Below are 23,731 nucleotides of genomic sequence, written 5' to 3'. Positions count from 1 at the left end.
CGCAAAGCCTATGCCATGAAAAAACCGGCCGCTTCGCGCCGCGCGGCGCGCGGGTGGCCGGTCACCATGTAATTTCGGCTTGCCGCCGCGGCGGCTTTTACACAGACAAATGCGCCGCGGCGTAAGCATGGCGTCGGCGCCCGGTCAGATGTCGAGCCTCGACACCTTGGTGCCTTCGAGCGACACGCCGGCCATCAGGCCCGCGTTGGTCAGCACGAACGCCTGCACCGGCGCGGTCGCCGTCGACGAATCGATGTTGCCGTTCGCGCCGACCTTCACGACCGCGACCGTCGCGTCGCCGCCCACGGCCCAGCCGTTGCGGCTGCGGAAGTCGGCAAGCGCCTGTTCGTTCATGAAGCAGAAGATGATCGCCTTCGACTGGGCGCCGGCCTGCAGGCCGAACGAGCCTGCCGCCGTGCTGTAGTAGCCTTCGGTCCGGCCGGCGATGCGCAGCGCGCCCTGGCCGTATTGAGCGCCGACCACGAAGCCGGCCTGCACGACCTGCGGGAACACCAGCACGCCGCGCGCTTTCGAGACGAGTTCGCGCGAGCCGTTGACCGTCGTATAGAGGCGCGAGAGCGTCGCGTCGACGTCGTGATTGATCGCCGCACGCTTGTCGGAATTGCCGGCCGTGCTGTCCGCCGAGCTTTGTCCCGTGGTCGTGCAGCCCGCCATCGCGAAGCCGCCGGCCGCAAGCATCGCACCGCTGGACAAAATGAACTTTCTTCTTTGCATCGTTGTTCTCCTGTAAGCGTGAATGGGTAGATGCGCATTGAGTGCAGAGGCATCTACAGCACGGCTTGTGCCTGCTCCATGCGCCCATCGATCTCATAACATTCACGCTTCGGGTTTCGGTTCACGCTTACGGCCCTGCGCATGCTTTCCTCCCGTCCGAAGACATCGCCACCGCCTTCTTCAATAGCGCAAGCAGACGCTGCGGCGTGAGCGGCTTCGCGCAATGCGCGTCGAAGCCCGCTTCACGCGCGCGCTCGCGGTCGCGCCCGGACGCATAGCCCGTGCACGCGACGAGCAGCATGTGCGACGTCGACGGCGCCGCGCGCAAGCGCCGCGCGAGCTCGAGGCCGTCGAGTTCCGGCATGGCGATATCGAGCACCACCGCAAACGGCTGCCATGCCTCGGCGATCGCGCAGACGTCGTGGGCCGCGTGCATCGCGCGGCATTCGAAGCCATTCGCGCTGAGCAGCAGTTGCAATGCGTCGGCGGCGTCCGCGTAGTCGTCCACGACCAGCACCCGGCAATGATCGGCCAGCGCCACTCCGATCGGCCGCCACTGCCATTCGTCTTCGCTGTCCTGCAGGTTAGTGCGAGTGCGCATCCATGTCTCCCCAGTCTTATGGGCTGCTAGCGGATATGCACGATCGCAAGCCCCGGACCCGAAGCCGGCCTTATTAATGTTTTATTTCTTTCTCATTTATTTATCTTGGCTAATAAATGATGCATTTTAAGTAATTGAAAATATCCGCGTATGGATATGAAAACGTTTCACAAATTCTTCTTAATTTAACGTGACACTCTCCTCGCGAAAACAATGCGGCATTGATTCAAAAGCCGTGCTGAACGTCCGGTTGACTAAACAATGAGATGAGAATCATGGACGGAGACTTTTTCTCGAGACTGACGGCGGCATGTGTCGCCATCCTGAGTGTATTCATGCTCGCCGCATGCGGCCCCGGTCCGGCGGACGCGCGCGCGGCGAACCCCTCGGACAATGCGTCCGCGTCGAATGATTCCCCCGGCTCCGCACAGAACGATACGTCGCGCTATCGAAACGCCGCGCTGCAACTGGCCGCGGGCGCATCGGTGCCGCTCGCGCAACTGCAGGCGCCGCCGCTGAACAATGCCGGAACCGGCAGCGCGGTGGCGAGCGCGCAGGCGAGCGTCGCGGCCGATGCGATACAGGTCGCGCCGGTGATGCGCTACGCGCCCGGCGACAGCGCCGACTGATCCGCCTTGCGCGCCGGGCGGCACACCACGTCGCGTCGCGTGCCGCGACGACGCTTGAGCGCCGAATTCCCCCCCCCCCGCAACAAAGAGAAGGTGACAAGACCATGACCTCAAATAGCCGCCGCCGTTTTCTACAAACCGTTGCATCATCCGCCGGGGCTGCCGCCGCGATGACCGCGCTGCCGGACTCGATCCGCAGAGCGCTCGCCGTGCCGGCCGCATCCCGCACGGGCACGATCAAAGATATCGAGCATATCGTCGTGTTCATGCAGGAGAACCGTTCTTTCGACCACTACTTCGGCCATGTGCGTGGCGTGCGCGGTTATAACGACCGCTTCCCGATCCCGCTGCCGGGCGGCAATCCGGTGTGGTTCCAGCCGTCGAAGGCCGACCCGACCAAGCCCGTGCTGCCGTTCCACCTCGACACGCTGACGACGAGCGCGCAGTGCGTCGGCGACCTCGACCACAACTGGTATCCGACGCATGCCGCGATCGACAACGGCCGCTACGATCAGTGGCCCGCGAACAAGACGGACATGACGATGGGCTACCACCTGCGCACCGACATTCCGTTCCACTACGCACTGGCCGACGCCTTCACCGTGTGCGATGCGTACTACTGTTCGATGCCGGGGCCGACGCACCCGAACCGCGCGTATCTGATGACGGGCATGGTCGATCCGACCGGCACGCAAGGCGGCCCGCTGCTCGACAACAACGACTTCGTGGACGGCGACAAGCCGCCGAAGTACCAGCTGCTGTCGTGGACCACGTATCCGGAGCGCCTCGAACAAGCCGGCATCTCGTGGCAGATCTACCAGCAGGGCACGGACGGCAGCGATCCGCTGAACGGCAACTACGGCACGAACATCCTGCAGAACTTCACGAACTTCATCAACGCGCCACCCGGCTCGTCGCTGTATCAGCGCGCGCAGACGGTGCGCACGATCGACGACCTGAAGGCCGATGTGCTCGCGGACAAACTGCCGCAGGTGTCGTGGCTGTGCCCGCCGGCGGCGTACTCCGAGCACCCGAAGTACACGCCGGCGTACGGCGCCGAGTACACGTCGATGATTCTCGATGCGCTGACGTCGAACCCCGAGGTGTGGAGCAAGACCGTGCTCTTCATCATGTACGACGAGAACGACGGCTTCTTCGACCATTGCCCGCCGCCGCAGGTGCCGACCACGCGCGCGCAGGGTCTTTCGACCGTGACGACCGAAGGCGAGATCCACAACGTGATCAACCCGGACGGCCGCGGCGGCACCTACACGGTCGACAATCTGCCGTATGGCCTCGGCACGCGCGTGCCGATGACCATCGTGTCGCCATGGACGAAGGGCGGCTTCGTCTGTTCGGAGGTGTTCGACCATACGTCGGTGATCCGCTTTATCGAAGCGCGCTTCGGCGTGAAGGAGCCGAACATCACGAAATGGCGCCGCGCGGTATGCGGCGATCTGACCTCGGCGTTCGACTTCCGCACGCCCGATGCGTCGATGCCGGCGCTGCCCGACACCAGCAATTACAAGTCGATCGCCGACAACCAGTGCGCCACGCAGCCGAAGCCGGTCGTGCCCGCGGTGCCGGGCCCGATCGTGCCGCAGGAGCCGGGCATCCGTTTCGCCCGCGCGCTGCCGTACGAACTGCACGTGAACGGCAAGGTCAACGAGAAGCGCAACGTGCTCGAGCTCGTGATGGGCAACACCGGCACGGTCGGCGCGCACTTCTATGTGTACTCGTCGCTGCGCACCGACGGCCCGTGGCGTTACACGGTCGAGAAGGACAAGTCGATCACCGAGACCTTCGACCTGTCGATCAACAACGGCGCCTATGCATTCACCGTCTATGGCCCGAACGGTTTCGTGCGGCGCTTCAACGGCGACCTGAACGCGGAGATGATCGAAGCCGCGGCCGGCAAGGGCAAGAACAGGACGGCCCTGCCCGAGGTCAAGGCGCACTACGACGTCGCGAACGGCAACCTCGTGCTGCGCTTCACCAACAAGGGCAATAAGAATGCGCGGCTCTCCGTGGCCGATAACGCCTACGGCGCGCTGTCGCGCCCGGTGATCGTGCCGCAGAACGAGACGGTCGAAGTGAGGTTCGTGCTCGCGTCGAGCCACCACTGGTACGACCTGACCGTGACCGACAACGACGACCCGGCGTTCCAGCGCCGCCTTGCCGGCCACATCGAGACCGGCAAGCCGAGCATCACGGACCCGGCCGCGGTCGCGCCGGTCATGACGGCTTCGTAAAAAGCCTCGCTGAACGGTAACGGCGTCGCCCCGGAGCGGTCTCCCGATCGCTTCGGGGCGAATGCTTTGCGATTTGGAGTTTTTGAATGAAATGAAATATAAAATCGAAAGCATATATTTATAAAATTCTAATGATAATTTGCTGACGATACGTAATCTTTCGATTCGATTTCGGTGAAACAAAATATCCGGCTTAAATAATGTGCGCCTGAATTTTTTCTGTTGCCGATTACCCGCCGCGCGGCGGGGCGGTCGGATTCACGGCCGATCCACGGAGAAGCATTTCAATTCGCTTTCGAAAATATCCCGTCGCATCGCGCCGCGATGCTCAGCCGCTTTGCTCGACCAGCCGCGGCGGCTGCGGGGCGGCGTTGGTCGCCGCGTGCACGCATTGGTCGATGAGTTCGCCGAAGCTGTTCACGTTGACGGTGCCGGCAAGCGACGTCGTCTCGTCTTCGCGTTCGGATGACCCACCGACGCCGACCACGAGCGTCGCCGATGGCGACCGCGCGCGGATGCGTCGCACGAGGTTGCGCAGGTACGGTGGCGCCTCCGATGCATCGAGCGTAATGACGCAGAGAATCGGCGCGTTTTCGATGCTCGCCGAATCGATGCTGCCTTTCCTGAACTGCGCGTAGTGCGCGGCCGAGGCCGGCAGGCCGCGGCGGCCGAGCAATTGCACGGCGATCGCGGTCGCCACTTCGTCGAAGGCGCCGCGGCCCGCGATGCATACGACGCGCATGTCGGGCAGCAACGGCATGGGCGCATCGGCTGTGCTTTCGTCCGCGCCGGCCTTGTCTTCGTCCTTGCCGTCGCCGTCGCCGCGGCCGTGCAGCGGCGACGGCGCGAGCGGCGGCGGCGCCGACGGGCTGTCCGACTGTTCGAGGATCTCGACGATATCGAGCAGCGTCTCGTTCATCCGGCCCAGCTGGTCGGGCGCGAACACGCCGCGCAATGCGTCGTTACGCGCGAGGCGCAAGCCTTCGCGCGCGACGTCGTCGTAATACTGGACGAGCGGCATTTCCTTGAGCAGCCGTTCCGCTTGCACGATCGCCTCGTGCGGGTCGTCGGCGAGCAGGCGTTGATAGAAATTCTGCGCGGGGGTGAGCGCCGGTTGATCGCCGAGCAGCACGGTCAGGAAGCGTAGTCGCTCGGCATAGCGCCCGAGTGTGACGAGACACAGCGTCAGCGGCGTCGACAGCACAAGACCCACCGGGCCCCAGAGCCAGCTCCAGAAAATCGCGGCGACCACCACGGCGAGGGGCGACAGCCCCGAGCTATGCCCGTATAGCAGCGGTTCGACCACCTGGCCCGCCACCACGTCGACCACGACGAACAGCGCGATCGTGGCGACCGCCATCGACCATTGCGGCTGGATCGCGGCCGCGAGGATCACCGCGAGCACCGCGGCGATCCACGTGCCGATATACGGCACGAAGCGCAGCAACGCGGTCAGTACGCCGAACAGCAGCGCGCCCGGCACGCCGATGATCGCGAGCCCCACCGCGACCAGCGTGCCGGCGCCGACATTGATGCCGAGCTGCGCGACGAAGTAGCGCGACAGCCGGCTTGCCGCGTCGTTGATGGCGGTGGTCGTGCGGTGCAGGTCGCGTGAGCCGAACAGGCGTATCAGGCGGTCGCGCAGATCCTCACGCTGCAGCAGGATGAAGATGGTCACGACGAGCACGATGAACATGGTCTCCATCGGCCCGACGACCGGCGAAAACACCTTCTGCGCGAGCTGCAGCGGCGACGGCATCGGCTCGTGCACTTCGACCGGCATCGGCGCCGAGGCCGACGGCTTGGGCGTGCGGCCGGCCTCGTGCGGTGGATTCGGCGGATGATCGGGCGTGACGCGCGCGAGCGTGCTGGCCGCACGCGTGAGCAGCGCGTCGGCGCGGCCGATGGTTTTCTCCTGCACGGTTTCGATCTTCCGCTCGATGGCCGCCTGGTATTGCGGCAGCGAACTCGCGAGTTGCGCGACCTGCGCCGCGATTAGCGTGCCGACGGCAAGCAGCGAGACGAGGGCGACGAGCACCGCGACGAAGATCGACGGCAGTTGCCCGAAGCGCAGGCGCCTCAGCACGCTGACGAGCGGTGCGAGCAGGAAGCTCAGCAGCACCGCGAGCGTGATCGGGATCAGCACTTCGCGGCCGAAATACAAACCGCACACGACCACGACGGCCGTGATTGTCGACGTGAGCCCGAGCAGGCCGGGAACGCCCGGCGGATAGACGCGATTCGACGATCGTTGCGGCGTCAGCGGCAGTTTCATGATGGGTCTGGATGCGGCGCGGGCGGCTTGTTGTGCTGCGGCGCGCACGGTTCGCGCGCGGATAGGCAAGACGGATCAAGCAAGACATGCCGGATCAAGCAAGACATGCGCCCGGCGCGGGGCTCGCGGATGGTGGCCGCGAGCCGTTGATGGGCATGGCGTTCCGGTCAGGCAGACCAGGCGATCGTGTGTTGCGGGGCGAATCGCCGATACATGAATGCGAAGCGGTGCGCCAAATTTACCTGGCGCCCGCGTGCGCGGCACTTTGGGGTTCCGGCCGCGCGTTCGTATTTGTCGGACGGATACTAAAGAAAGCGCGTGATCCTGCCGATAAGCTGACATCCCCTTTTCAGACAGAGGCGATCAACGATGAGCGTGCAAGGCATTTCCGGCGTCGCGAGCACGTCCGCGGTCGGCGCCAATCCGAACACGACACAGGGCGCCCAGGCGAACCAGGGTACGGACGGCAATCACAACGCGAACGGCTCGCCGAACGGCGCGGCCGGTTCGGCGAATTCGCAGGCGGGCACGTCGGGTTCGCCGTCGAGCCCGTCGGGTACGGGCACGTCGAAGACGGGCGGCGTCGGGGGCGCCAGTGGTGTCAGCGGTGCCGGTGGCGCGTCCGGCGGCGGCTCGGGCTCGACGAGCTCCGCGATCCAGTTGCTCGACGCCTTGATCCAGCGTCTGAAGGCGGAACTGGCGCAAGTCGAGCAGCAGATCGCCGCTGTCGCGCGGCAGCGCATGCCCGGCGGCGGCCCGAACCCGGCCGTCAATGCGTTACAGGCCGAGGCGTCCGCGATAGAAGGCGCGATTCTGAGCGCCACGGCGCAGCTTGCCGAACTGGTGATGCAGCAGGGGGGAACCACGGGCGGGATGATCGATACGCAGGCGTAAGCGAGATCGCCGCGGCCGCGATGGCCGCGATGACAGCCGCGACTTTCACGCATGCCATTGCGCGCAAGTCGCGGCGTCGAGCGTCGAATTTACTGCTCGGCCTTCAGCCGCGCGACCGCATTCCTCAACGCGGTACGCAAGCCTTCCTCGACGACCGGATGGTAGAACGGCATCTCGAGCATCGCGTCGACCGTCAGGTTCATCTGCAGTGCCCATGACAGCAGATGCGCGATGTGCTCCGCATCGGGGCCGATCCACTCGGCGCCGGCAAAACGCCGCGTCGCCTTGTCCACGTACACATGCATGAGGCCGCGATTGCGCAGCATCACGCGGCTGCGGCCCTGATCCTCGAAGCTCACTTCGCCGGCGACGAAGCTGCCTGGCGCGAGATCCGCGTGCCGCGCGCCGACCATTGCGATGCCCGGATCCGAGAACAGCACCGAGATCGGCGCGCGGCGCACGAGCGGCGCGACGTTCGGGTAACGCGCGGCGTTGGTGCCGGCCGCGCGGCCTTCGTCGGCGGCTTCGTGCAGGAGCGGCAGCACGCCGTTCGCGTCGCCGGCGATAAACACCGCATGCCGGCCGGCTTGCAAGGTGAGCGGGTCGTAGACGGGCATGCCGGTCGGATCGAGTTCGAGCGTCGTGTTGCCGAGCGCGAGCCTGTCGATATTCGGGCGGCGGCCCGCGGTGACGAGCACGTAGTCGAAGGTATCCTCGACGAGCGCGCCGTCGCTCGCGCGGTAACGCAGATGCACGCTATCGCCTTCGCGCGTCGCCGCTTCGATTTCGGCGCGCGGCTCGAAGCGGAACGCGTCGCTGAACACATTCTGCGCGTACGCGCGGATCGCCGGATCGGTCAGCGGGCCGACGCGGCCGCGCGCACCGAGCATCGTCACATCGACGCCGAGCCGCGAGAGCGCCTGGCCCAGCTCGAGACCGATTACGCCGGCGCCGACCACCGCGACCTTGCGCGGCAGATCGTCCCAGCTGAACACATCGTCGTTGACGATCGCGCGATCGCCGAGCGCGCGGTACATCGCCGGCACATAGGGCGACGAGCCGGTCGCGATCACCACGCTACGTGCCTGTACGCGCGTGTGGTCGCCGACCTGCAGCAGATTGTCGTCGATGAACTTCGCGTAGCCGATGAGGCGGTCTTCCGTCGGAATGCCTTCGACGCTTTCCACGACGAAGCCGACGAAGCGGTCGCGCTCGCTTTTCACGCGCTGCATCACCGCGCGTCCGTCGACGCGGATCGCGCCGTCCACGTGCACGCCGAACGGCGCGGTGCTGGCCGCCGCATGCGCGGCTTCGGCCGCGGCGATCAACAGCTTCGACGGCATACAGCCGACCCGCGCACAGGTGGTGCCGTAAGGGCCGCCTTCGATCAGGAGCGCCGACGCGCCCGCGGCCTTCGCCGCGCGGTACGCCGGCAAACCGGCGCTGCCGGCGCCGATCACCGCGACATCGATATGAATGGTGTTCATCTGTTGCTCCAGTTCGTTTGAATGCACTGCTCGCCTGGCCGGAAAGCCACCCGCCATGCACCGCGCCGTCGTCCAGTAGAATCGGGCGCAGGGCTTGCCTGCATTCGATGGAGTCACTGTACGTGGCTCATGGCCGCGTGCGAATTCGCTAACGGATCAACAAATTGCTCAAACGACTCATATGGATCTGCTAAGCCGCTTTCTGTCGCTGACGCCGGTCAATGGACGCATCGACGAGCGCTGCCATTTCGGCTCGCCGTGGGTGGTCGAAGTCGGCACGGCCGGTGTTCACGAGATTCCATATCACGTGCTGCTGGCCGGCGAAGCGGTGCTCGAGGACGGCAACGGGCCGCCGCGCAGGCTGACGGCCGGCGACGTGATCCTGTTTCCGACCGGCACGCCGCACCGTATCCACGACGGCAGCGGCGCGCCACCGGCGCCGAAGGTCAAGCGGCGCAATATCACGCTGACGGTCGTCGAAAACGACGGTTCGGGGCCGGCCGCCGACCTGCTGTGCGGGCGCTTTCTGCTCGGCGCGATGCCGGAGCGGCTGTTGCGCGAGCATTTGCCGGCAAGGCTGGTGGTGAGTACGGGGTCGCTGGCGCAGGGGCAGGCGGCGCCGCGCCCGCCGTACCATGCGGCGCGCGGGACGGCGCCGGATACGATGTCCTCAGTGGCGTCCTCAGTGGCGTCCTCCGTGGCGTCCTCGGCGATGTCCAACGTGGCATCGGACGCGACCTCCGATGCGGCCGATGCCGCGCGCGACGAAGCGGCCGGTGCGATACGGATCGCGGACGTCGCGGGCGAAGGCGGCCATGCCGATACCCCCGATGCCGCTCCTGAAGATGCAACCGGCGCGGATGAAGCAGGCGACGGCGCGCAGCAGCCGAGCGTCGCCGGCTCGCGCCTCGCACGCATCGTTTCGTTGATGCGCGAAGAGGCGCTCGACGAAAGTCCCGGCAGCGAATGTCTGATCAACTATCTGTCGGCCGCGCTTTTTGCCTTGACGCTGCGCTTCGCGAGCGAAGGCGCCGATGCGCCGCGCGGGCTGCTCGCGCTTGCCGGGCAGCCGCGCCTGCAGCCGGCGCTGTCCGCGATGTTCGAGCATCCCGGCGAGCCGTGGACGCTCGATCAGTTCGCCGCGCTATGCCATATGTCGCGCGCGACCTTCGTGCGGCAGTTCCAGGATGCGATCGGCCGCTCCGCCACCGATATGTTGACCGAAGTGCGTCTGACGCTGGCGGGCCGCGCGCTGCTCGAAACGACGACCTCGGTGGCCGAAATCGGCTCGACAGTCGGCTATCAGTCCGAGGCCGCGTTTCAGCGTGTGTTCAAGCGGCATATCGGTGTGACGCCCGCGCGCTGGCGCGCCACGGGCGGCAATATTCAGTCTCGGCCTCAGCCGAAGTAGGCAGCGGTTTGCCGCCGCGTGCGGCTGCCGCCCGCTGCGGCAGCCGCTTTTCCATCGTTCTCCTGCAACGCGCTCGCGATGCCGTCGACCGGCCGTGAGTCGATCGGGCAATTTCTTGATCCGGCGTGCCATTAACGTCCGTGCCGCGAATCCGTAAAGTGCAATCAACCCGTTGGATGACGGACGAAATTCAAACGAAACCACTTTGGTTGCATTTTCAACAATTGATTGTCTCAAGGAGAACTACCATGGCACGCGTTCAAACTCTGTCGATCGGTGAAGCCCCGGCATCCGCGCAAGCATCGCTGCACGCAGTCGAAAAGGCGACCGGTTTCCTGCCGAATCTGTTCAAGGTCTTCGCCAACTCGCCGTCTTCGCTCGGCGCTTTCCTGCAAGCACAACAACAGTTGTCGAAGGGCGAACTGAGCGCGGCGGAACGCGAGATCATCGCGCTCGCGGTGTCGCAAGTCAGCCGTTGTGAGTACTGTCTTGCCGCGCATACGGTGCTGGGCGGCCACGCGGGCCTTGATGACGACGCGATCCGTGCCGCGCGTCGCGGCGAAGGCAGCGCGATCGCGGCGTTCGCGAGCAAGGTGGCGAGTGAGCGCGGCCGCGTCAGCGACGCGGACGTCGCCGCCGCGCGCGCTGCCGGCATCACGGACAGCAAGATCGTCGAAATCATCGCCGTTGTCGCGCAAGTGACTTTCACGAACTACGTGAACAACGTTGCGAAGACGGACGTGGACTTCCCGGCGGTCGAAGAAGAAGTCTGAGTGCCGTTCGGTCGTTCCGACTGCTGACCATCGCTGCCGTGCGTGCCAAATTCGCGCACGGCAGCGGCGCCGCAATTTCACATTTGTGGAGATGACGATGCCTGAAATCACGCTCTATACGAAACCGACGTGTCCGTACTGTCTTGCCGCGAAAGCGCTGTTGCGCGGCAAGGGCGCGGCATTCCGCGAAATCGACATCGAGAACAACCGGTCGAAGATGCTCGAGATGATCGAGCGCAGCGGCCGCCGCACGGTGCCGCAAATCTATGTCGGCAGCACGCATGTGGGCGGCTACGACGATCTGCGCGGGCTCGAGAACCGGGGCGGACTCGATGCGCTGCTCACGCCCAGGGTGTGATGCCGCAGAGCCGCGCTGTCGATGTTCGTCTGTGCGTCTTGCGTTTTGCGCTGCCCATGCTGGCTGTTTGCGTGGACAGCGCCTTTTTCACGCGACCTGCTTACCTGCGCCGTTTCTTCCACGCGTAATCAGCCGGCGGTTCCGCAGCTCCGGCCTTGCCGACCGAGTTCGGATTCTCGCTGCATAGCGAGACGAAGCCGACGTCTTCTCCCATTGCCTGTCTTTTGCGCAACGCTTCGGCAAACGCAAGCGCCTGCGTCAGGCCGCTATCGCCAAAGCGCTCGAAATGCGCGGGGCCATGCCGCGCATCACCGTCAAGCGCGTCAAGCGCATCGAGTCCTTCGAGCCCCTCTAGCCAATACACGACGAACATAGCGTTCCTTCCGTTTTCGAGTCAGGCACCGGGCCTGCGAGTGCCGCGCCTGCCCGCGCGCTGAATGCGCTTCGTGCACCGATCATGTAGCATCGGATCTGCGCCGGCAGGGCCGGACGCGGGTTCCGGGGTTTTTTCTTACGCGAATCGTTTCACAGGGGAGCTCATATGGCACGGCAAGTCTGTGACATCTGCGGCGTCAGGCCCGCGAGCGTGCGGCTCGCAGTGCTTCAGAGCGGACGCAGGCGGATTCTCGATGTATGCGATTACCACTACGAGCAACTGACACGGCATCAGCGCACGCTGTCGCCACTCGAGGCGCTGTTTCGCAGCGGCATGCCCGATCAGCTCGACGATCTCGACGAGGCGGCCACCTACACGCGGCCGGTGCCGCAGCGCGTCGAAGGCGCGGAAGCCGTCATCAATATCGAACGGCATTTCAGCGATCTGGCAAAGGAAATGCTGCAACGCGCGGCGGAACGCGCCGTGCAGTTCGGCAGACGCGAAGTGGATACCGAGCACCTGCTTTACGAACTCGCCGACAACGCGGTCATCATTTCAATTCTGAAAAGTCTCGGTATCTCGGCTACCGACGTGCGCGCGTATATCGATGCGAACGCGCCCAAACGCCCAACTGCCGAAGTGCCGCCCGACAATCAGATGGGTGTCACGCCCTGCCTGAAAAGCGCGCTCGAGCGTGCGTTTCTCGCTTCGCGCGAGCTGGGCCACAGCTATGTCGGCCCCGAGCACCTGCTGATCGGCCTCGCCGAAGTGAACAACAGTTTTGCGAGCAACCTGTTCGTCAAATATGGACTCGATACGCAGGCGTTGCGCCAGCAGACGGCCGCCGCAATCGGCCCGGGCATGAAGCGCGAAACGGTGGCGGCGCCATCGAATACGCCGCAGCTCGATAAATTCAGCCGCGATCTGACCGCGCTCGCGCGCGACGGCAGGCTCGACCCGGTGATCGGCCGGTCGGGCGAAATTGAAACGCTCGTCGAAGTGCTGGCGCGGCGCCGCAAGAACAATCCGGTGCTGATCGGCGAGCCGGGCGTCGGCAAAACGGCCGTCGTCGAAGGGCTCGCGCAGCGCATGGTGAACGGCGATGTGCCGGAGTCGCTGCGCGACAAGCGCCTCGTCGAACTGAACGTGAATTCGCTGGTGGCCGGCGCGAAGTTTCGCGGCGAGTTCGAGGAGCGTGTGAAACAACTGCTCGAGGAAATCACCGCGAACCTCGATTCGCTGGTGCTGTTCGTCGACGAAGTGCATACGATCGTCGGCGCGGGGCAGGGCGGCGGCGAGGGTGGCCTCGATATCGCGAACGTGTTCAAGCCCGCGATGGCGCGCGGCGAACTGAACCTGATCGGCGCGACAACGCTCTCCGAATACCAGAAGTACATCGAAAAAGACGCGGCGCTCGAGCGCCGCTTCCAGCCGGTGCTGGTGCCCGAACCGAGCGTCGTGCAGACCATCAATATTCTGCGCGGCCTGCGCGACAGGCTCGAAGCGCACCATCGTGTGACGATCCAGGACGATGCGATCGTCGGCGCGGCCGAACTGTCGGACCGCTATATCAGCGGGCGTTTTCTGCCGGACAAGGCGATCGATCTGGTCGACCAGGCGGCGGCGCGCGTGCATCTGTCGGCCACCTCGCGTCCGGCCGCGATTCTCGAGCACGAAGCCGAGCTCGCGCAGTTGCATCGCGAGCAGGACTACGCGGCATCGCGCAAACAGTACGAGCGCGCGCATGCGCTCGATACTGAAATCGCGGACAAGGAGCGCGCGCTCAGCGAGGCGACCGATGCGTGGAAGACCGGCATGGGCGCGAACACGTCGCACGTGACGGTTACCCACATCGCGGAGATTGTGGCGAAGCTCACGGGCATTCCGGTCGCGCAACTGACCACCGAGGAACGCGAGCGGTTGCTCAATATGGAAGAGCGGCTGCACGAACGCGTGATCGGCCAGGACCAGGCGGTGCAGGCCGTCAGCGATGCGGTGCGCCGCTCGCGCACGGGCTTGCAGGCACGGCACCGGCCGACCGCGGTGTTTCTGTTCCTCGGCCCGACGGGCGTCGGCAAGACCGAGCTGGCGAAGGCGCTCGCCGAAGTCGTGTTCGGCGACGAAGAGGCGATGCTGCGCATCGATATGAGCGAATACATGGAGCGGCACGCGGTGTCGCGGCTCATCGGTTCGCCGCCCGGCTATGTGGGCCACGACGAAGGCGGGCAACTGACGGAGCGCGTGCGCCGCCGTCCGTACAGCGTGATTCTGTTCGACGAAATCGAAAAGGCCCACCCGGACGTGTACAACATACTGCTGCAGGTGTTCGACGACGGGCGCTTGACCGACGGTAAAGGGCGCGTGGTCGATTTCAGCAATACGCTGATCATCGCGACGAGCAACCTCGCCGCCGAAGTGATCGGCGGGCATACGCGCGCGGGCCCGGGCTTTCTGAGCGGCGATGCGGTGTCGACCGTGCAAAGCGGCGTGATGAACGTGCTGCGCCAGCATTTCAGGCCCGAGTTCCTGAACCGCATCGACGACATCATCCTGTTCAAGGCGTTGACGCGCGACGAGACGCGGCATGTCGTGCGGCTGCAGCTCGAACAGGTGAAGCGTCTCGCGAAGAGCCAGGATATCGACCTCGAATTCGACGATACGGTGGTCGACTATCTCGCGACCGAAGGGTACCGACCCGAGTTCGGCGCGCGCGAGTTGCGCCGGCAGATCCGGCAACTGATCGAAAACGAGCTTGCGAAGGAGATGCTGAAGGGCGATATCGGCGAAGGTTCGCGCATCATGTGCACCTACGATGCGGCCGAACAGCACGTGAAGTTCACGACGTCGCCGGAGGGCGCGAGCACAGACACAAGCGCGAACCGGAGCGCAAGGCTGCCGGCCGCGGCGAAGCCGCCTGAAAGGAAGCGCTCGCTGGAGCCTACGGGCGGCCCTTCCGGCGAGCCTCGCAAGGAATCGTTCGGAGAACCGCACGATGGCGCATCGCCGCCCGAGGCGGCGAATTCATAGCGATGCCATCGCCGCACACGCGGCAAGGAAGCGGCCGGCTGCCGACAGGCGCAGCCGGCTGTTTTTATTTGCAGCATCGCTGCTTGCCGCGAAAATCCGGCAAAGATGCCGGGGTGTTGCATCATAATGGGCGCGCTGCAATTCCGTCGGGCGGATTTCATTCGTGCGACGCCGGTGGCCAACGCTCGATCGACCCACGACGATGACTGGAAAAGACGTAAACCCGTTAGAAAATCAGCCGCTCGAGCCGGCGGGGACAGATTCCGGTTCCGCGAGCCTGATCGCGTTGCTGAATGAGGATCTGGCCGATAGCCGGGCATTGCACGATCTGTCGCTGCATATGCTCGTCGAACACGAGCCGGCGGCACTCTATGGCCGCATCGTCGAAGCCGCGAGCGCGCTGCTTCGATCCGATTTCGCGAGCCTGCAAATGCTGTCCGTCGACGCGAACGGTCAACGCAAGCTCGAACTGATCGCGCATTGCGGCTTTACGCTGTCGGCCGAGGAGCATTGGCGCGACGTGTACGTCGATTCGACCACGAGTTGCGGCATCGCCTTCGCCACTGAAACGCGCGTCACCCTGTCCGATGTGGAAACGCTCGACTGGCTGACCGATACGAAAGATCTCGCGCTCTATCGCGAGCTGGGCATCCGCGCGGTGCAGACCACGCCTTTGCATTCGCGCGACGGCGCGCTGATCGGCATGCTGTCGACGCATTGGAGCCATCCCTACGAGCCGAACACGAGGCAGCTTCGTCTGCTCGATATTCTCGCGCGCGAAGCTGCCGATCTGATCGAGCGCACGCGCGACGAAAAGCTGCTTCGCGAAAGCGAAGCCCAGCTTCAGCAAATGGACCGGATGAAGGACCAGTTCCTCGCGACGCTTGCGCATGAGCTGCGCAATCCACTCGCGCCGATCCGCAATGGCCTGGAAATTCTGCGTTTGAGCCAGACGGCGCCGGCCGCGACACGGGTGTTCGACATGCTCGACCGCCAGCTCGATCATATGGTCCGGCTCGTCGACGATCTGATGGAAGTCGCGCGCATCAATAGCGGCGCGATCAGGCTGCATCGCCGGCGCACCGATCTGTCGGCCGTGCTCGAATCCGCGCTCGAACTGAGCCGGTCGGCCGTCGAACAGGCGGGGCATGTGCTGACGGTCCATGCCGCGCCGGGCGCGGTGCATGTCGACGGCGACGAGGTGCGGCTCGCGCAGGTGTTCTCGAATCTCATCAATAACGCGGCGAAATACACGCCGGCCGGCGGTGCGATCGACATTTCGGTGAGCGTCGACCACGAGTGGGCGTCGACGCGCCGGACATCGACAGGCCGTGCGACGATCCGCGTGAAGGACAGCGGCATCGGGTTTTCCGCCGACGAGCAGTCGTTGCTGTTTACGCTGTTCGGCCGGCTGCAGCCGCAAACGCCGGGCGATGGACTCGGCATTGGCCTCGCGCTGGCGAAAAAGCTCGTCGAACTGCACGGCGGTTCGATTTGCGCGAGCAGTGACGGCAAGGACAAGGGCAGTTGTTTTACGGTGTCGCTGCCGGTTCTCGAAGCGATCGATCATGCCGACCCGGCCGACCCTGCGGGCGCGGTCGGTCGCGCGCCCGAAGCGGCCGCGTTCGCGGCGCAAAACGTGTTGGTCGTCGATGACAATCATGACGCCGCCGATAGCCTCGCCGAATTGCTGCGCGCGCTCGGATGCGAAGCGACCGTGTTCTACGACGGCGGGGAAGCGCTGCAGGCGCTCGATCGATGCGCGCCGACCGTCGCATTCGTCGATCTGAGCATGCCGGGCATGGACGGCTACGAGTTCGCGCAACGGCTGCGCGCACGCGGCGATGGCGCGCGCGCGGTGCGGCTCGTGGCGCTGACCGGATGGAGCCAGCCCGAAGATCGCGCGCGCAGCAACGGCGCGGGGTTCGATCACCATCTGACCAAGCCCGTCAGCTTCGAGCAGCTAACCGATATCCTGCGCCGGCGATAAGCGCGTTGCGGACTGGCCACTGAGTAACCCGCGAGTAACCAGCGAGCGACCAGCGAGCGACCAACCAGCGACCACTGATGAACCACCGATGCGTTGCGCAAACGAACCCGATCGGTTATAAATGCGAATAATTCGCATTTGTCACAGTGTGTCAACGAAAAGGGTCGTTCAATGTCCGTGGTTCAACTCGACGCGCAACCGGAGTTGTGCGCCCTCTACCGTGACCACCACGGCTGGCTGCAAACGTGGCTGCGCAGGAAGCTCGGCAATGCGTTCGATGCCGCGGACCTCACGCACGACACCTTTATGCGCGTTCTGGTCGTCTGGGACCGGCGCGGCGAGCTCGACCTGCGCGAGCCGCGCGCGTATCTGACGACGGTCGCGCGCCACGTATTGCTGAACCACTATCGCCGGCTCTCGCTCGAGAGGGCGTTTCTCGAGACGCTCGAACTGCTGCCCGAAGCGCAGATTCCGTCGACCGAAGACCGCGTCATCATCCTCGAAACGCTGCACGAAATCGATGCGATGCTCGACCGCCTCGATCCCAAGGTGCGCACCGCGTTTCTGCTCGCTCAACTCGAAGGGCTGACCTACGCCGAGGTCGCCGCGCAGCTCGGCGTTCACGTGCGGACCATCAAGCGCTACATGGCGACCGCGTTCGAAGAATGCATCCTGCTGATGATGTAAGCAGCACGGCTGCCGACAGTAGCGACCTGCGCGAGCCGCAGCCGCTCGACCGCGCGGTCGCGCGCGAAGCCGCGGCGTGGCTCGTGCGGCTGCGCGAAGACGCGTCGCCGGCAGATGTCGATGCCTGCGCGCGCTGGCGCGCCGCCGACCCCGAGCACGAGCGCGCCTGGCAGCGCGCCCGGCGGCTCAACGAAAAGTTCGCGACGCTGCCGGCAAGCGTCAGCGTGCGCACGCTCGGCCGACGGGCGCGTACCGACCGCCGCTTTGCGCTGAAGGCGCTGGCCGTCGCGTTCGCGGTGGGGCCCGCGGGCTATGCGGCTTACCGCGCGATGCCATGGCGCGACTGGATGTCCGACCAGCGCACGGCGGTCGGCGAGCGGCGTTTCGTCATGCTGGCGGACGGCACGCGCATCGACCTCAATACGTCGACCGCGATCGATATCGCCTTTACCGCGCGCGAACGGCGCGTCGTCCTGAACGACGGCGAAATCCTCGTCGAAACGGGGCGCGACGCGGGCGACACATCCGGCGTCTATCGGCCTTTTATCGTGGAGACGCGGCAGGGGAGCATCCGCGCGCTCGGTACACGCTTTGTCGTGCGCAACGACGATGCGTCGGAAGCGACGCGCGTCGCCGTGCTGCACGGCGCGGTGGAGGTGACGCCGGCCGATGCGCCCGAGCGCGCGACGGTGCTCGACGCGGGTCAGCAAACGCGCTTTACGGCCACGGCCATGGATGCGATCGAGGCCGCCGATCGTCATGCGGGCGACTGGTCGCGCGGCGTGCTGTTCGCCGACGGCATGCGTCTGGCCGATTTCGTCGGCGAACTGGGCCGTTATCGGCGCGGGCTGATGCGCTGCGATCCCGAGATCACGGATCTGCGCATCACCGGCGCATTCCAGCTCGACAACATCGAGAACGTGCTCGCGGCGCTGCCGAGGACGTTGCCGGTGACTGTCGTTTATCGCACGCGGTACTGGGTGACGATCACGGCCGCGAGTCATGGAAACAGCGGCGGAAACAGCGATGGAAACAGCGATGGAAACAGCGAGGGAAACAGCGATGGAAACAGCGGCGAAAATGGCGAAAGCCGCGGCCGCGGCGGGAGCCATGCGACAGGCGGCTGACCGCAAGCGCTGCGATTCCGTCAGCGCTTGCGCCTGGCCTTACCAGTGATAGTTCGCGCCCGCGAACACCTGCCGCCCGTAACCGAAATAGCACCATGTCGTGAAGATGCACGACGCGACATAGCGCTTGTTCAGCAGATTCTGCGCGTTCACATAGACTTCGGTGCCCTTGAGCTGCGGCGACGCGCGGCCGAGGTCGTAGCGCAGCGTCGCATCGACCAGCAGAAAGCTGCTGAGCTTATAGCTGTTGTCGTACGAGTAGGTCTGCCCCGTGTAGCGCACGCCCGCGCCCGCCGACAGGCCCGCGAGCGGTCCGCGCCGCTGGGTGTAGTACGCCCAGGCAGAGGCCTGATTCTGCGGGACGGCGGCGAAGTATTTGCCTGCGAGGCCGCTGTTGTCCTTGATGTACTTCGTATCGAGGTAGGTGTAGCTCGCCGTGACGTTCAGCGAGTCGGACAGGCTCGCCTTTGCTTCGACTTCGACGCCGCGCGAACGCGCTTCGCCGGTTTCGGCCTGGAACGCGGGGTTATTCGCATCGGGCGTTAGCAGGTTCTTGCGTGTCAGATCGAACCACGCCACCGTCAGCAAGGCGTCGTAGCTGGTCGGCTGGAATTTCACGCCCACTTCGTACTGATGCGCGCGTTCGGGGTCGAACGGCTTGCCGCTCGCGTCGGTGCCGGTTTGCGGAGAGAACGACTCCGTATAGCTGACATACGGTGCGATGCCATTGTCGAATACATAGGAAAGGCCCGCGCGCTTCGTGAATGCGCGTGCCGACTGCGAGGTTTGCGAGTTGTCGCTGGCGTTCGTCGTCGTGGTATGGGTCCAGTCCTCGCGGCCGCTCAGCGTGAGAATCACGGGGCCATAGCGCATCTGGTCCTGCGCGTAGAGGCCGTACTGGTTGAGACGAACGCGCGTGAGCGCGGTGTCGAGCGGGCCGATCGGCTGCTGGTAATCGGGATTCAGAATATCGAGCGTCGGCGCTGTCCCGAAGCCCATATCCCACGCACTGCCGATGTGCTGATAGTCGAAGCCGGTCAGCAGCGTATGGTGAACGGGGCCGGTCGAAAACTTGCCTTGCAGCTGGTTGTCGATCTCGAACGTGTTCAGCTGTTCCTGCGACGAGATGGCGCCGCGGTCGAGCGTGCGAAAGTCGCTTTCGAGGCCGTTGCTGTAGACGCTCGCGTAGTCCTGGCTGATATGGAAGTAGCGCGCGTTCGAGCGCACGGTCCAGTCCGGATTGAAGTTGTGCGCGAACTGATAGCCGATCGATTCCTGCGTGCGGCTGAAACGTTCGAAGCCGGTGTCGCCGTCGTAGAAGTCGATCGGCAGCTTGCCGTACGGGCTGGACAGCGCAGAGCCCTGGGCCGGCACGCTGCCGTACGACGTGCTGCGCGGATCGCGCTGGAACAGCCCGAGCAACGTCAGCGACGTGTCGTTGTCGGGGCGCCACGTAAACGATGGCGCAATCGCGATGCGCTCGTTGCGCGTCGTGTTGATCTGGCCGTCCTCGCTGCGGGCAAGCGCGGTGAGCCGGTACAGATAGCGGCCGTCCTGATCGAACGGGCCCGAGAAATCGAAGGTCGCCTGCTTGTGGCCGTAGTTGCCGAACTCGATGCCGACATCGTGCAACGGCTGGCGCGTCGGCAGCTTGCTTTCCTGGTCGAGCACGCCGCCGGCCGCGGCCTGGCCGTACAGTACCGAGACGGGGCCTTTGAGCACTTCGATGCGCTCCATCATGTACGGATCGAGTTGCGGCACCGTGTATTGGCCGTTTTGCAGCAGCTTCAGGCCGTTCCAGTAGGTGTCCGCGGTAAAGCCGCGAATGGTCAGCAGATCGTAGCGCGTGGCCGTGCCGCCGCGCGTTTCCGGCGTCACGCCCGAGGTGTAGCGCACGGCGGCGTTCAGCGTCTGCGCGTCCTGCTGTGTCATCTGCTCGCGCGTGATCACGGAGACGGACTGCGGCGTTTCGAGAATCGGGGTGTCGGTTTTCATGGCCGTCGTGGTCGTCGATGCGACGTAGCCGACGGTCGGGCCATACGGGTTGCTCGGCGCGCTGCGCGCCGACACCTTGACGGTGGGCAGCACGGCCCCTTCGGGCACGCCGCTGTCGGCCGCCGGCCGCTGCCGGACCAGAAACACGCCCGCGCTGTTTTCCGACGCTTCGAGGTTGGTTCCGGCCAGCAGCGCCGCGAAGCCTTCGCGTACCGTATAGGCGCCGATGAGCCCTTGCGTGCGCAGGCCTTCGACGAGCCGCGAATCGATTTGCACGCCGACGCCGGCCTGACCCGCGAAGTCGGAAAGCGCGCCGCCGAGCGAACCGGCGGGCACCGTATAGGCTTTTCTCGCGACCGCCGCGGCCGCGGCCGCGGTTGCGGCATCCGGCGCATCGGCTGCGAACGTCGTGGGCACGCTCGCGATGCCCGCTAGCGCCAGCCCGGCCGGAACGCCGCGCAGCGCGAGCACCGCCGCGCCGGCAGGAAGCGACTTGAGTCCGCTACTGCGCGCGCCGCGCTGGAACAGGGTGGACGAACGGCGGAAGGCGCGGCGCAACGGCATATGGACTCCTGAGGTGATGTGTCGGTGTGTGTGGCTCCTGTGTGCTTGACACGCGAGACTTCGAAAGGGGACATCCGCGCGCAAAAAAGAAGCGCATCGACATGCCGGGCAGGCCGGCGCGCCGATGCGCGACGATGCGCGACGATGCGACGGGACTGTTAGCGGATCAATACTGCCGGCTGCGCAGCGTCTTTGCGGCCGCAACCATATTGGTCAACGCCGGGATGACCTCGGCCCACTGGCGCGTCTTCAACCCGCAGTCCGGATTGACCCACAGCCGTTGCGGCGGGATACGTTCGGCGGCCTTGTTCATGAGTTCGACGATGTGTTCCTGGGACGGAATGTTCGGCGAATGAATGTCGTACACGCCGGGCCCGATTTCGTTCGGATAGTTGAAATGGTCGAACGCGTCGAGCAGTTCCATATCGGAGCGCGACGTTTCGATCGTAATCACGTCCGCATCCATATCGGCGATCGACGCGATGATGTCGTTGAACTCCGAATAGCACATATGCGTGTGAATCTGGGTTTCGTCGCGCACGCCGTTCGCCGTGATGCGGAACGATTCCACCGCCCATTGCAGATAGGCGTTCCATTGCGAGCGGCGCAGCGGCAGCCCTTCGCGCAAGGCGGCTTCGTCGATCTGGATCACGCGCACGCCGGCCTTTTCGAGGTCGAGCACTTCTTCGCGAATCGCGAGCGCAAGCTGGCGGCATGACACCGAACGCGGCTGGTCGTCGCGCACGAACGACCAGTTCAGAATCGTCACGGGGCCCGTCAGCATGCCCTTCATCGGCTTGTTCGTGAGCGTCTGCGCGTAGCGGATCCATTCGACGGTCATCGCGTTCGGACGGCTGATATCGCCGAACAGGATCGGCGGCTTCACGCAGCGCGAGCCGTACGACTGCACCCAGCCGAACTGGCTGAACGCATAGCCCTCGAGCTGTTCGCCGAAGTATTCGACCATGTCGTTGCGTTCGGCTTCGCCATGCACGAGCACGTCGAGGCCGAGCGATTCCTGCTCGCGCACGCTGCGTGCGATTTCCGCTTTCATGGCTGCACGGTAGCCGGCTTCATCGAGCGCGCCGGCCTTGAACTGGCTGCGCGCGTGACGAATCTCGGCCGTTTGCGGGAAGGAACCGATGGTCGTGGTGGGGAAGGCGGGCAGATTCAGCAGCGCGGCCTGCTTCGGCGCGCGAGCGGGGTAAGGGCTGTGCCGCTTGCCGAGCGCTGCATCGATGTTTGCCGCCGCCGCCTGGACGGCCGGATGGTTGACGCGCGGCGACGTGCGGCGATTCCGGATTGCCGCCGCGTTGGCTGCAAGCGCTGCGGCGACCGAGGCGCGGCCGTGGTTCAACGCGTCGGCAAGCAGCTTCAGTTCGTCGAGCTTCTGCAAGGCGAACGCGAGCCACGAGCGGATTTCGTCATCGAGCTTCTGTTCGCTTTCGAGATCGACCGGCACATGCAGCAGCGAGCACGACGGCGCGATCCATAGACGGTCGCCCAGCTTGCCGGCGAGCGGTTCGAGCCATTCGAGCGTGGCGTTGAGGTCGGTCTTCCAGATATTGCGGCCGTTGATCGCGCCGACCGAGAGCACCGTGGTGCCGGGCAGGAGCGCCGCGGCCTGCGTGACTTCGTCGCGCGCATTGATCGCATCGATATGCAGACCGTCGACCGGAAGCGCACAGGCAAGTTCGAGGTTGTCCTGTAGCTGCCCGAAGTAAGTGGCCAGCAGCAGCTTCACGCGCCGTGTGGCAAGCGAATCGTAGGCCGTAACGAATGCGGCGCGCCATGTCGCGTCGAGTTCCGTCACGAGCGCGGGCTCGTCGATTTGCACCCAGTCGACGCCAAGCGCCGCGAACGTGTCGAGCAGCGCACCGTACACGGGCAGCAGTTTCGGCAACAGCGCGAGGCGGTCCCAATCGGCGTTCGCATCCTTCGATTTGCCGAGCCACAGATAGGTAACCGGGCCGATGATGACCGGCTTCGCGTTCACGCCACGTGCGCGCGCTTCGGTGAGCTGCGCGACGAGCCGCGTCGCATCGAGCGTGAAGTGGGTCGCCGAGGTGAGTTCCGGCACGATGTAGTGATAGTTCGTATCGAACCACTTCGTCATTTCGCCGGCGGCGACGCCGCCACAGCACGCACCGTGTTCTTCCGGCGTTTGCGCCGCTTCTGCCGTGGGCGCCGAGCGGCCGCGCGCGACGCGGAAAGCGTTATCGAGCGCGTCGCCATGAAAATCGCGCACGCGCTCGGGCAGATTGCCGAGCGTGAAGCTCATGTCGAGCACGTGGTCGTAGAAGGCGAAGTCGCCGACGGGCACGAAGTCGAGGCGCGCCTGATCGTTCCAGTGACGCCCGCGAAGCTGCGCGCCGACGGCCTTGAGCTCGTCGCGCGACGTTCGACCCTTCCAGTAGTTTTCAAGCGCGAACTTCAGTTCGCGTGTTGCGCCGATGCGCGGGAAGCCGAGATTGTGCGTGGTCGCCATCTTTGTCGTAGGTGTCGAGAGAAAAAACATCGTCTGGCACCGATGATAGAATTTTCAATGCA

General features: G+C 65.0%; 17 protein-coding genes. 10 read left to right on the top strand and 7 right to left on the bottom strand.

Translation table 11 applies throughout. The features are described from left to right. Nucleotides 1–144: 144 nt before the first annotated feature. Both ACYPXD_RS21230 and ACYPXD_RS21225 read right to left on the bottom strand, forming a co-directional pair. Nucleotides 145–735 (bottom strand): BPSL1445 family SYLF domain-containing lipoprotein, encoded by a 591-nt coding sequence (locus tag ACYPXD_RS21230; protein WP_459715480.1) that lies wholly within the window; start codon nucleotides 733–735, stop codon nucleotides 145–147. A gap of 127 nt (nucleotides 736–862) precedes the next feature. After that, nucleotides 863–1,336 carry a response regulator gene (locus ACYPXD_RS21225; RefSeq protein WP_459715478.1) on the bottom strand — a complete coding sequence of 158 codons (474 nt, stop codon included), beginning with the start codon at nucleotides 1,334–1,336 and terminating at the stop codon, nucleotides 863–865. Nucleotides 1,337–1,611: 275 nt separating this feature from the next. Here ACYPXD_RS21225 and ACYPXD_RS21220 point away from each other — a divergent pair, with 275 nt between their 5' ends. After that, nucleotides 1,612–1,965, top strand: a complete 354-nt coding sequence (locus ACYPXD_RS21220) for a hypothetical protein (RefSeq protein ID WP_459715476.1) — start codon at nucleotides 1,612–1,614, stop codon at nucleotides 1,963–1,965. 104 nt (nucleotides 1,966–2,069) lie between these two features. Further along, the gene (locus ACYPXD_RS21215) at nucleotides 2,070–4,217 is read left to right on the top strand and encodes a phosphocholine-specific phospholipase C (RefSeq protein WP_459715474.1); all 2,148 of its coding nucleotides are present in this window, start codon (nucleotides 2,070–2,072) and stop codon (nucleotides 4,215–4,217) included. Between the two features lie 328 nt (nucleotides 4,218–4,545). Here ACYPXD_RS21215 and ACYPXD_RS21210 read toward each other — a convergent pair whose 3' ends face one another. Further along, the gene (locus tag ACYPXD_RS21210; protein WP_459715472.1) at nucleotides 4,546–6,492 is read right to left on the bottom strand and encodes an AI-2E family transporter; all 1,947 of its coding nucleotides are present in this window, start codon (nucleotides 6,490–6,492) and stop codon (nucleotides 4,546–4,548) included. Between the two features lie 369 nt (nucleotides 6,493–6,861). On the opposite strand from ACYPXD_RS21210, the gene ACYPXD_RS21205 reads away from it, so the two are divergent. Then, nucleotides 6,862–7,386 (top strand): hypothetical protein, encoded by a 525-nt coding sequence (locus ACYPXD_RS21205; RefSeq protein WP_459715470.1) that lies wholly within the window; start codon nucleotides 6,862–6,864, stop codon nucleotides 7,384–7,386. An 89-nt stretch (nucleotides 7,387–7,475) separates the two neighbouring features. On the opposite strand, the gene ACYPXD_RS21200 is transcribed toward ACYPXD_RS21205, so the two are convergent. Then, on the bottom strand, nucleotides 7,476–8,873 hold the full coding sequence (locus ACYPXD_RS21200) for a dihydrolipoyl dehydrogenase (protein WP_459715468.1): 1,398 nt from the start codon (nucleotides 8,871–8,873) through the stop codon (nucleotides 7,476–7,478). A gap of 181 nt (nucleotides 8,874–9,054) precedes the next feature. Between ACYPXD_RS21200 and ACYPXD_RS21195 the strand changes: the two genes are divergently transcribed. The 3 genes from ACYPXD_RS21195 to grxC all read left to right on the top strand — a co-directional run bounded on the left by ACYPXD_RS21195 (nucleotide 9,055) and on the right by grxC (nucleotide 11,415). Further along, nucleotides 9,055–10,284: a cupin domain-containing protein gene (locus ACYPXD_RS21195; protein WP_459715466.1), complete on the top strand. Its 1,230-nt coding sequence runs from the start codon at nucleotides 9,055–9,057 to the stop codon at nucleotides 10,282–10,284. A gap of 248 nt (nucleotides 10,285–10,532) precedes the next feature. Beyond that, nucleotides 10,533–11,057 carry a carboxymuconolactone decarboxylase family protein gene (locus ACYPXD_RS21190; protein ID WP_459715464.1) on the top strand — a complete coding sequence of 175 codons (525 nt, stop codon included), beginning with the start codon at nucleotides 10,533–10,535 and terminating at the stop codon, nucleotides 11,055–11,057. Nucleotides 11,058–11,154: 97 nt separating this feature from the next. Continuing rightward, nucleotides 11,155–11,415: a glutaredoxin 3 gene (gene grxC / locus ACYPXD_RS21185; protein ID WP_459715462.1), complete on the top strand. Its 261-nt coding sequence runs from the start codon at nucleotides 11,155–11,157 to the stop codon at nucleotides 11,413–11,415. Nucleotides 11,416–11,515: 100 nt separating this feature from the next. Here grxC and ACYPXD_RS21180 read toward each other — a convergent pair whose 3' ends face one another. Next, nucleotides 11,516–11,788, bottom strand: coding sequence for a hypothetical protein (locus tag ACYPXD_RS21180; RefSeq protein WP_459715459.1), 273 nt, complete (start codon nucleotides 11,786–11,788; stop codon nucleotides 11,516–11,518). Between the two features lie 168 nt (nucleotides 11,789–11,956). Here ACYPXD_RS21180 and ACYPXD_RS21175 point away from each other — a divergent pair, with 168 nt between their 5' ends. From ACYPXD_RS21175 to ACYPXD_RS21160, 4 genes are all read left to right on the top strand, one after another. Then, nucleotides 11,957–14,818 (top strand): ATP-dependent Clp protease ATP-binding subunit, encoded by a 2,862-nt coding sequence (locus ACYPXD_RS21175; RefSeq protein WP_459715456.1) that lies wholly within the window; start codon nucleotides 11,957–11,959, stop codon nucleotides 14,816–14,818. 202 nt (nucleotides 14,819–15,020) lie between these two features. After that, the gene (locus ACYPXD_RS21170; protein ID WP_459715454.1) at nucleotides 15,021–16,808 is read left to right on the top strand and encodes a hybrid sensor histidine kinase/response regulator; all 1,788 of its coding nucleotides are present in this window, start codon (nucleotides 15,021–15,023) and stop codon (nucleotides 16,806–16,808) included. Between the two features lie 171 nt (nucleotides 16,809–16,979). Further along, entirely contained in the window at nucleotides 16,980–17,495 is a 516-nt protein-coding gene (locus ACYPXD_RS21165) for a sigma-70 family RNA polymerase sigma factor (protein ID WP_459715452.1), read from the top strand. Continuing rightward, entirely contained in the window at nucleotides 17,474–18,622 is a 1,149-nt protein-coding gene (locus ACYPXD_RS21160; protein WP_459715450.1) for a FecR domain-containing protein, read from the top strand. The genes ACYPXD_RS21165 and ACYPXD_RS21160 overlap by 22 nt, the downstream gene beginning before the upstream one ends. 39 nt (nucleotides 18,623–18,661) lie before the next feature. Here the strand turns inward: ACYPXD_RS21160 and ACYPXD_RS21155 are convergent, their stop codons facing one another. Beyond that, nucleotides 18,662–21,181: a TonB-dependent siderophore receptor gene (locus ACYPXD_RS21155; RefSeq protein ID WP_459715448.1), complete on the bottom strand. Its 2,520-nt coding sequence runs from the start codon at nucleotides 21,179–21,181 to the stop codon at nucleotides 18,662–18,664. Nucleotides 21,182–21,347: 166 nt separating this feature from the next. Then, nucleotides 21,348–23,669 carry a 5-methyltetrahydropteroyltriglutamate--homocysteine S-methyltransferase gene (metE, locus tag ACYPXD_RS21150; protein WP_459715446.1) on the bottom strand — a complete coding sequence of 774 codons (2,322 nt, stop codon included), beginning with the start codon at nucleotides 23,667–23,669 and terminating at the stop codon, nucleotides 21,348–21,350. Nucleotides 23,670–23,731: the final 62 nt, after the last annotated feature.

The organism is Paraburkholderia sp. 2C, assembly GCF_054589215.1.
The sequence above is the reverse complement of the archived record's forward strand: the minus strand, read 5'-3'. Positions and strand labels throughout refer to the sequence as shown.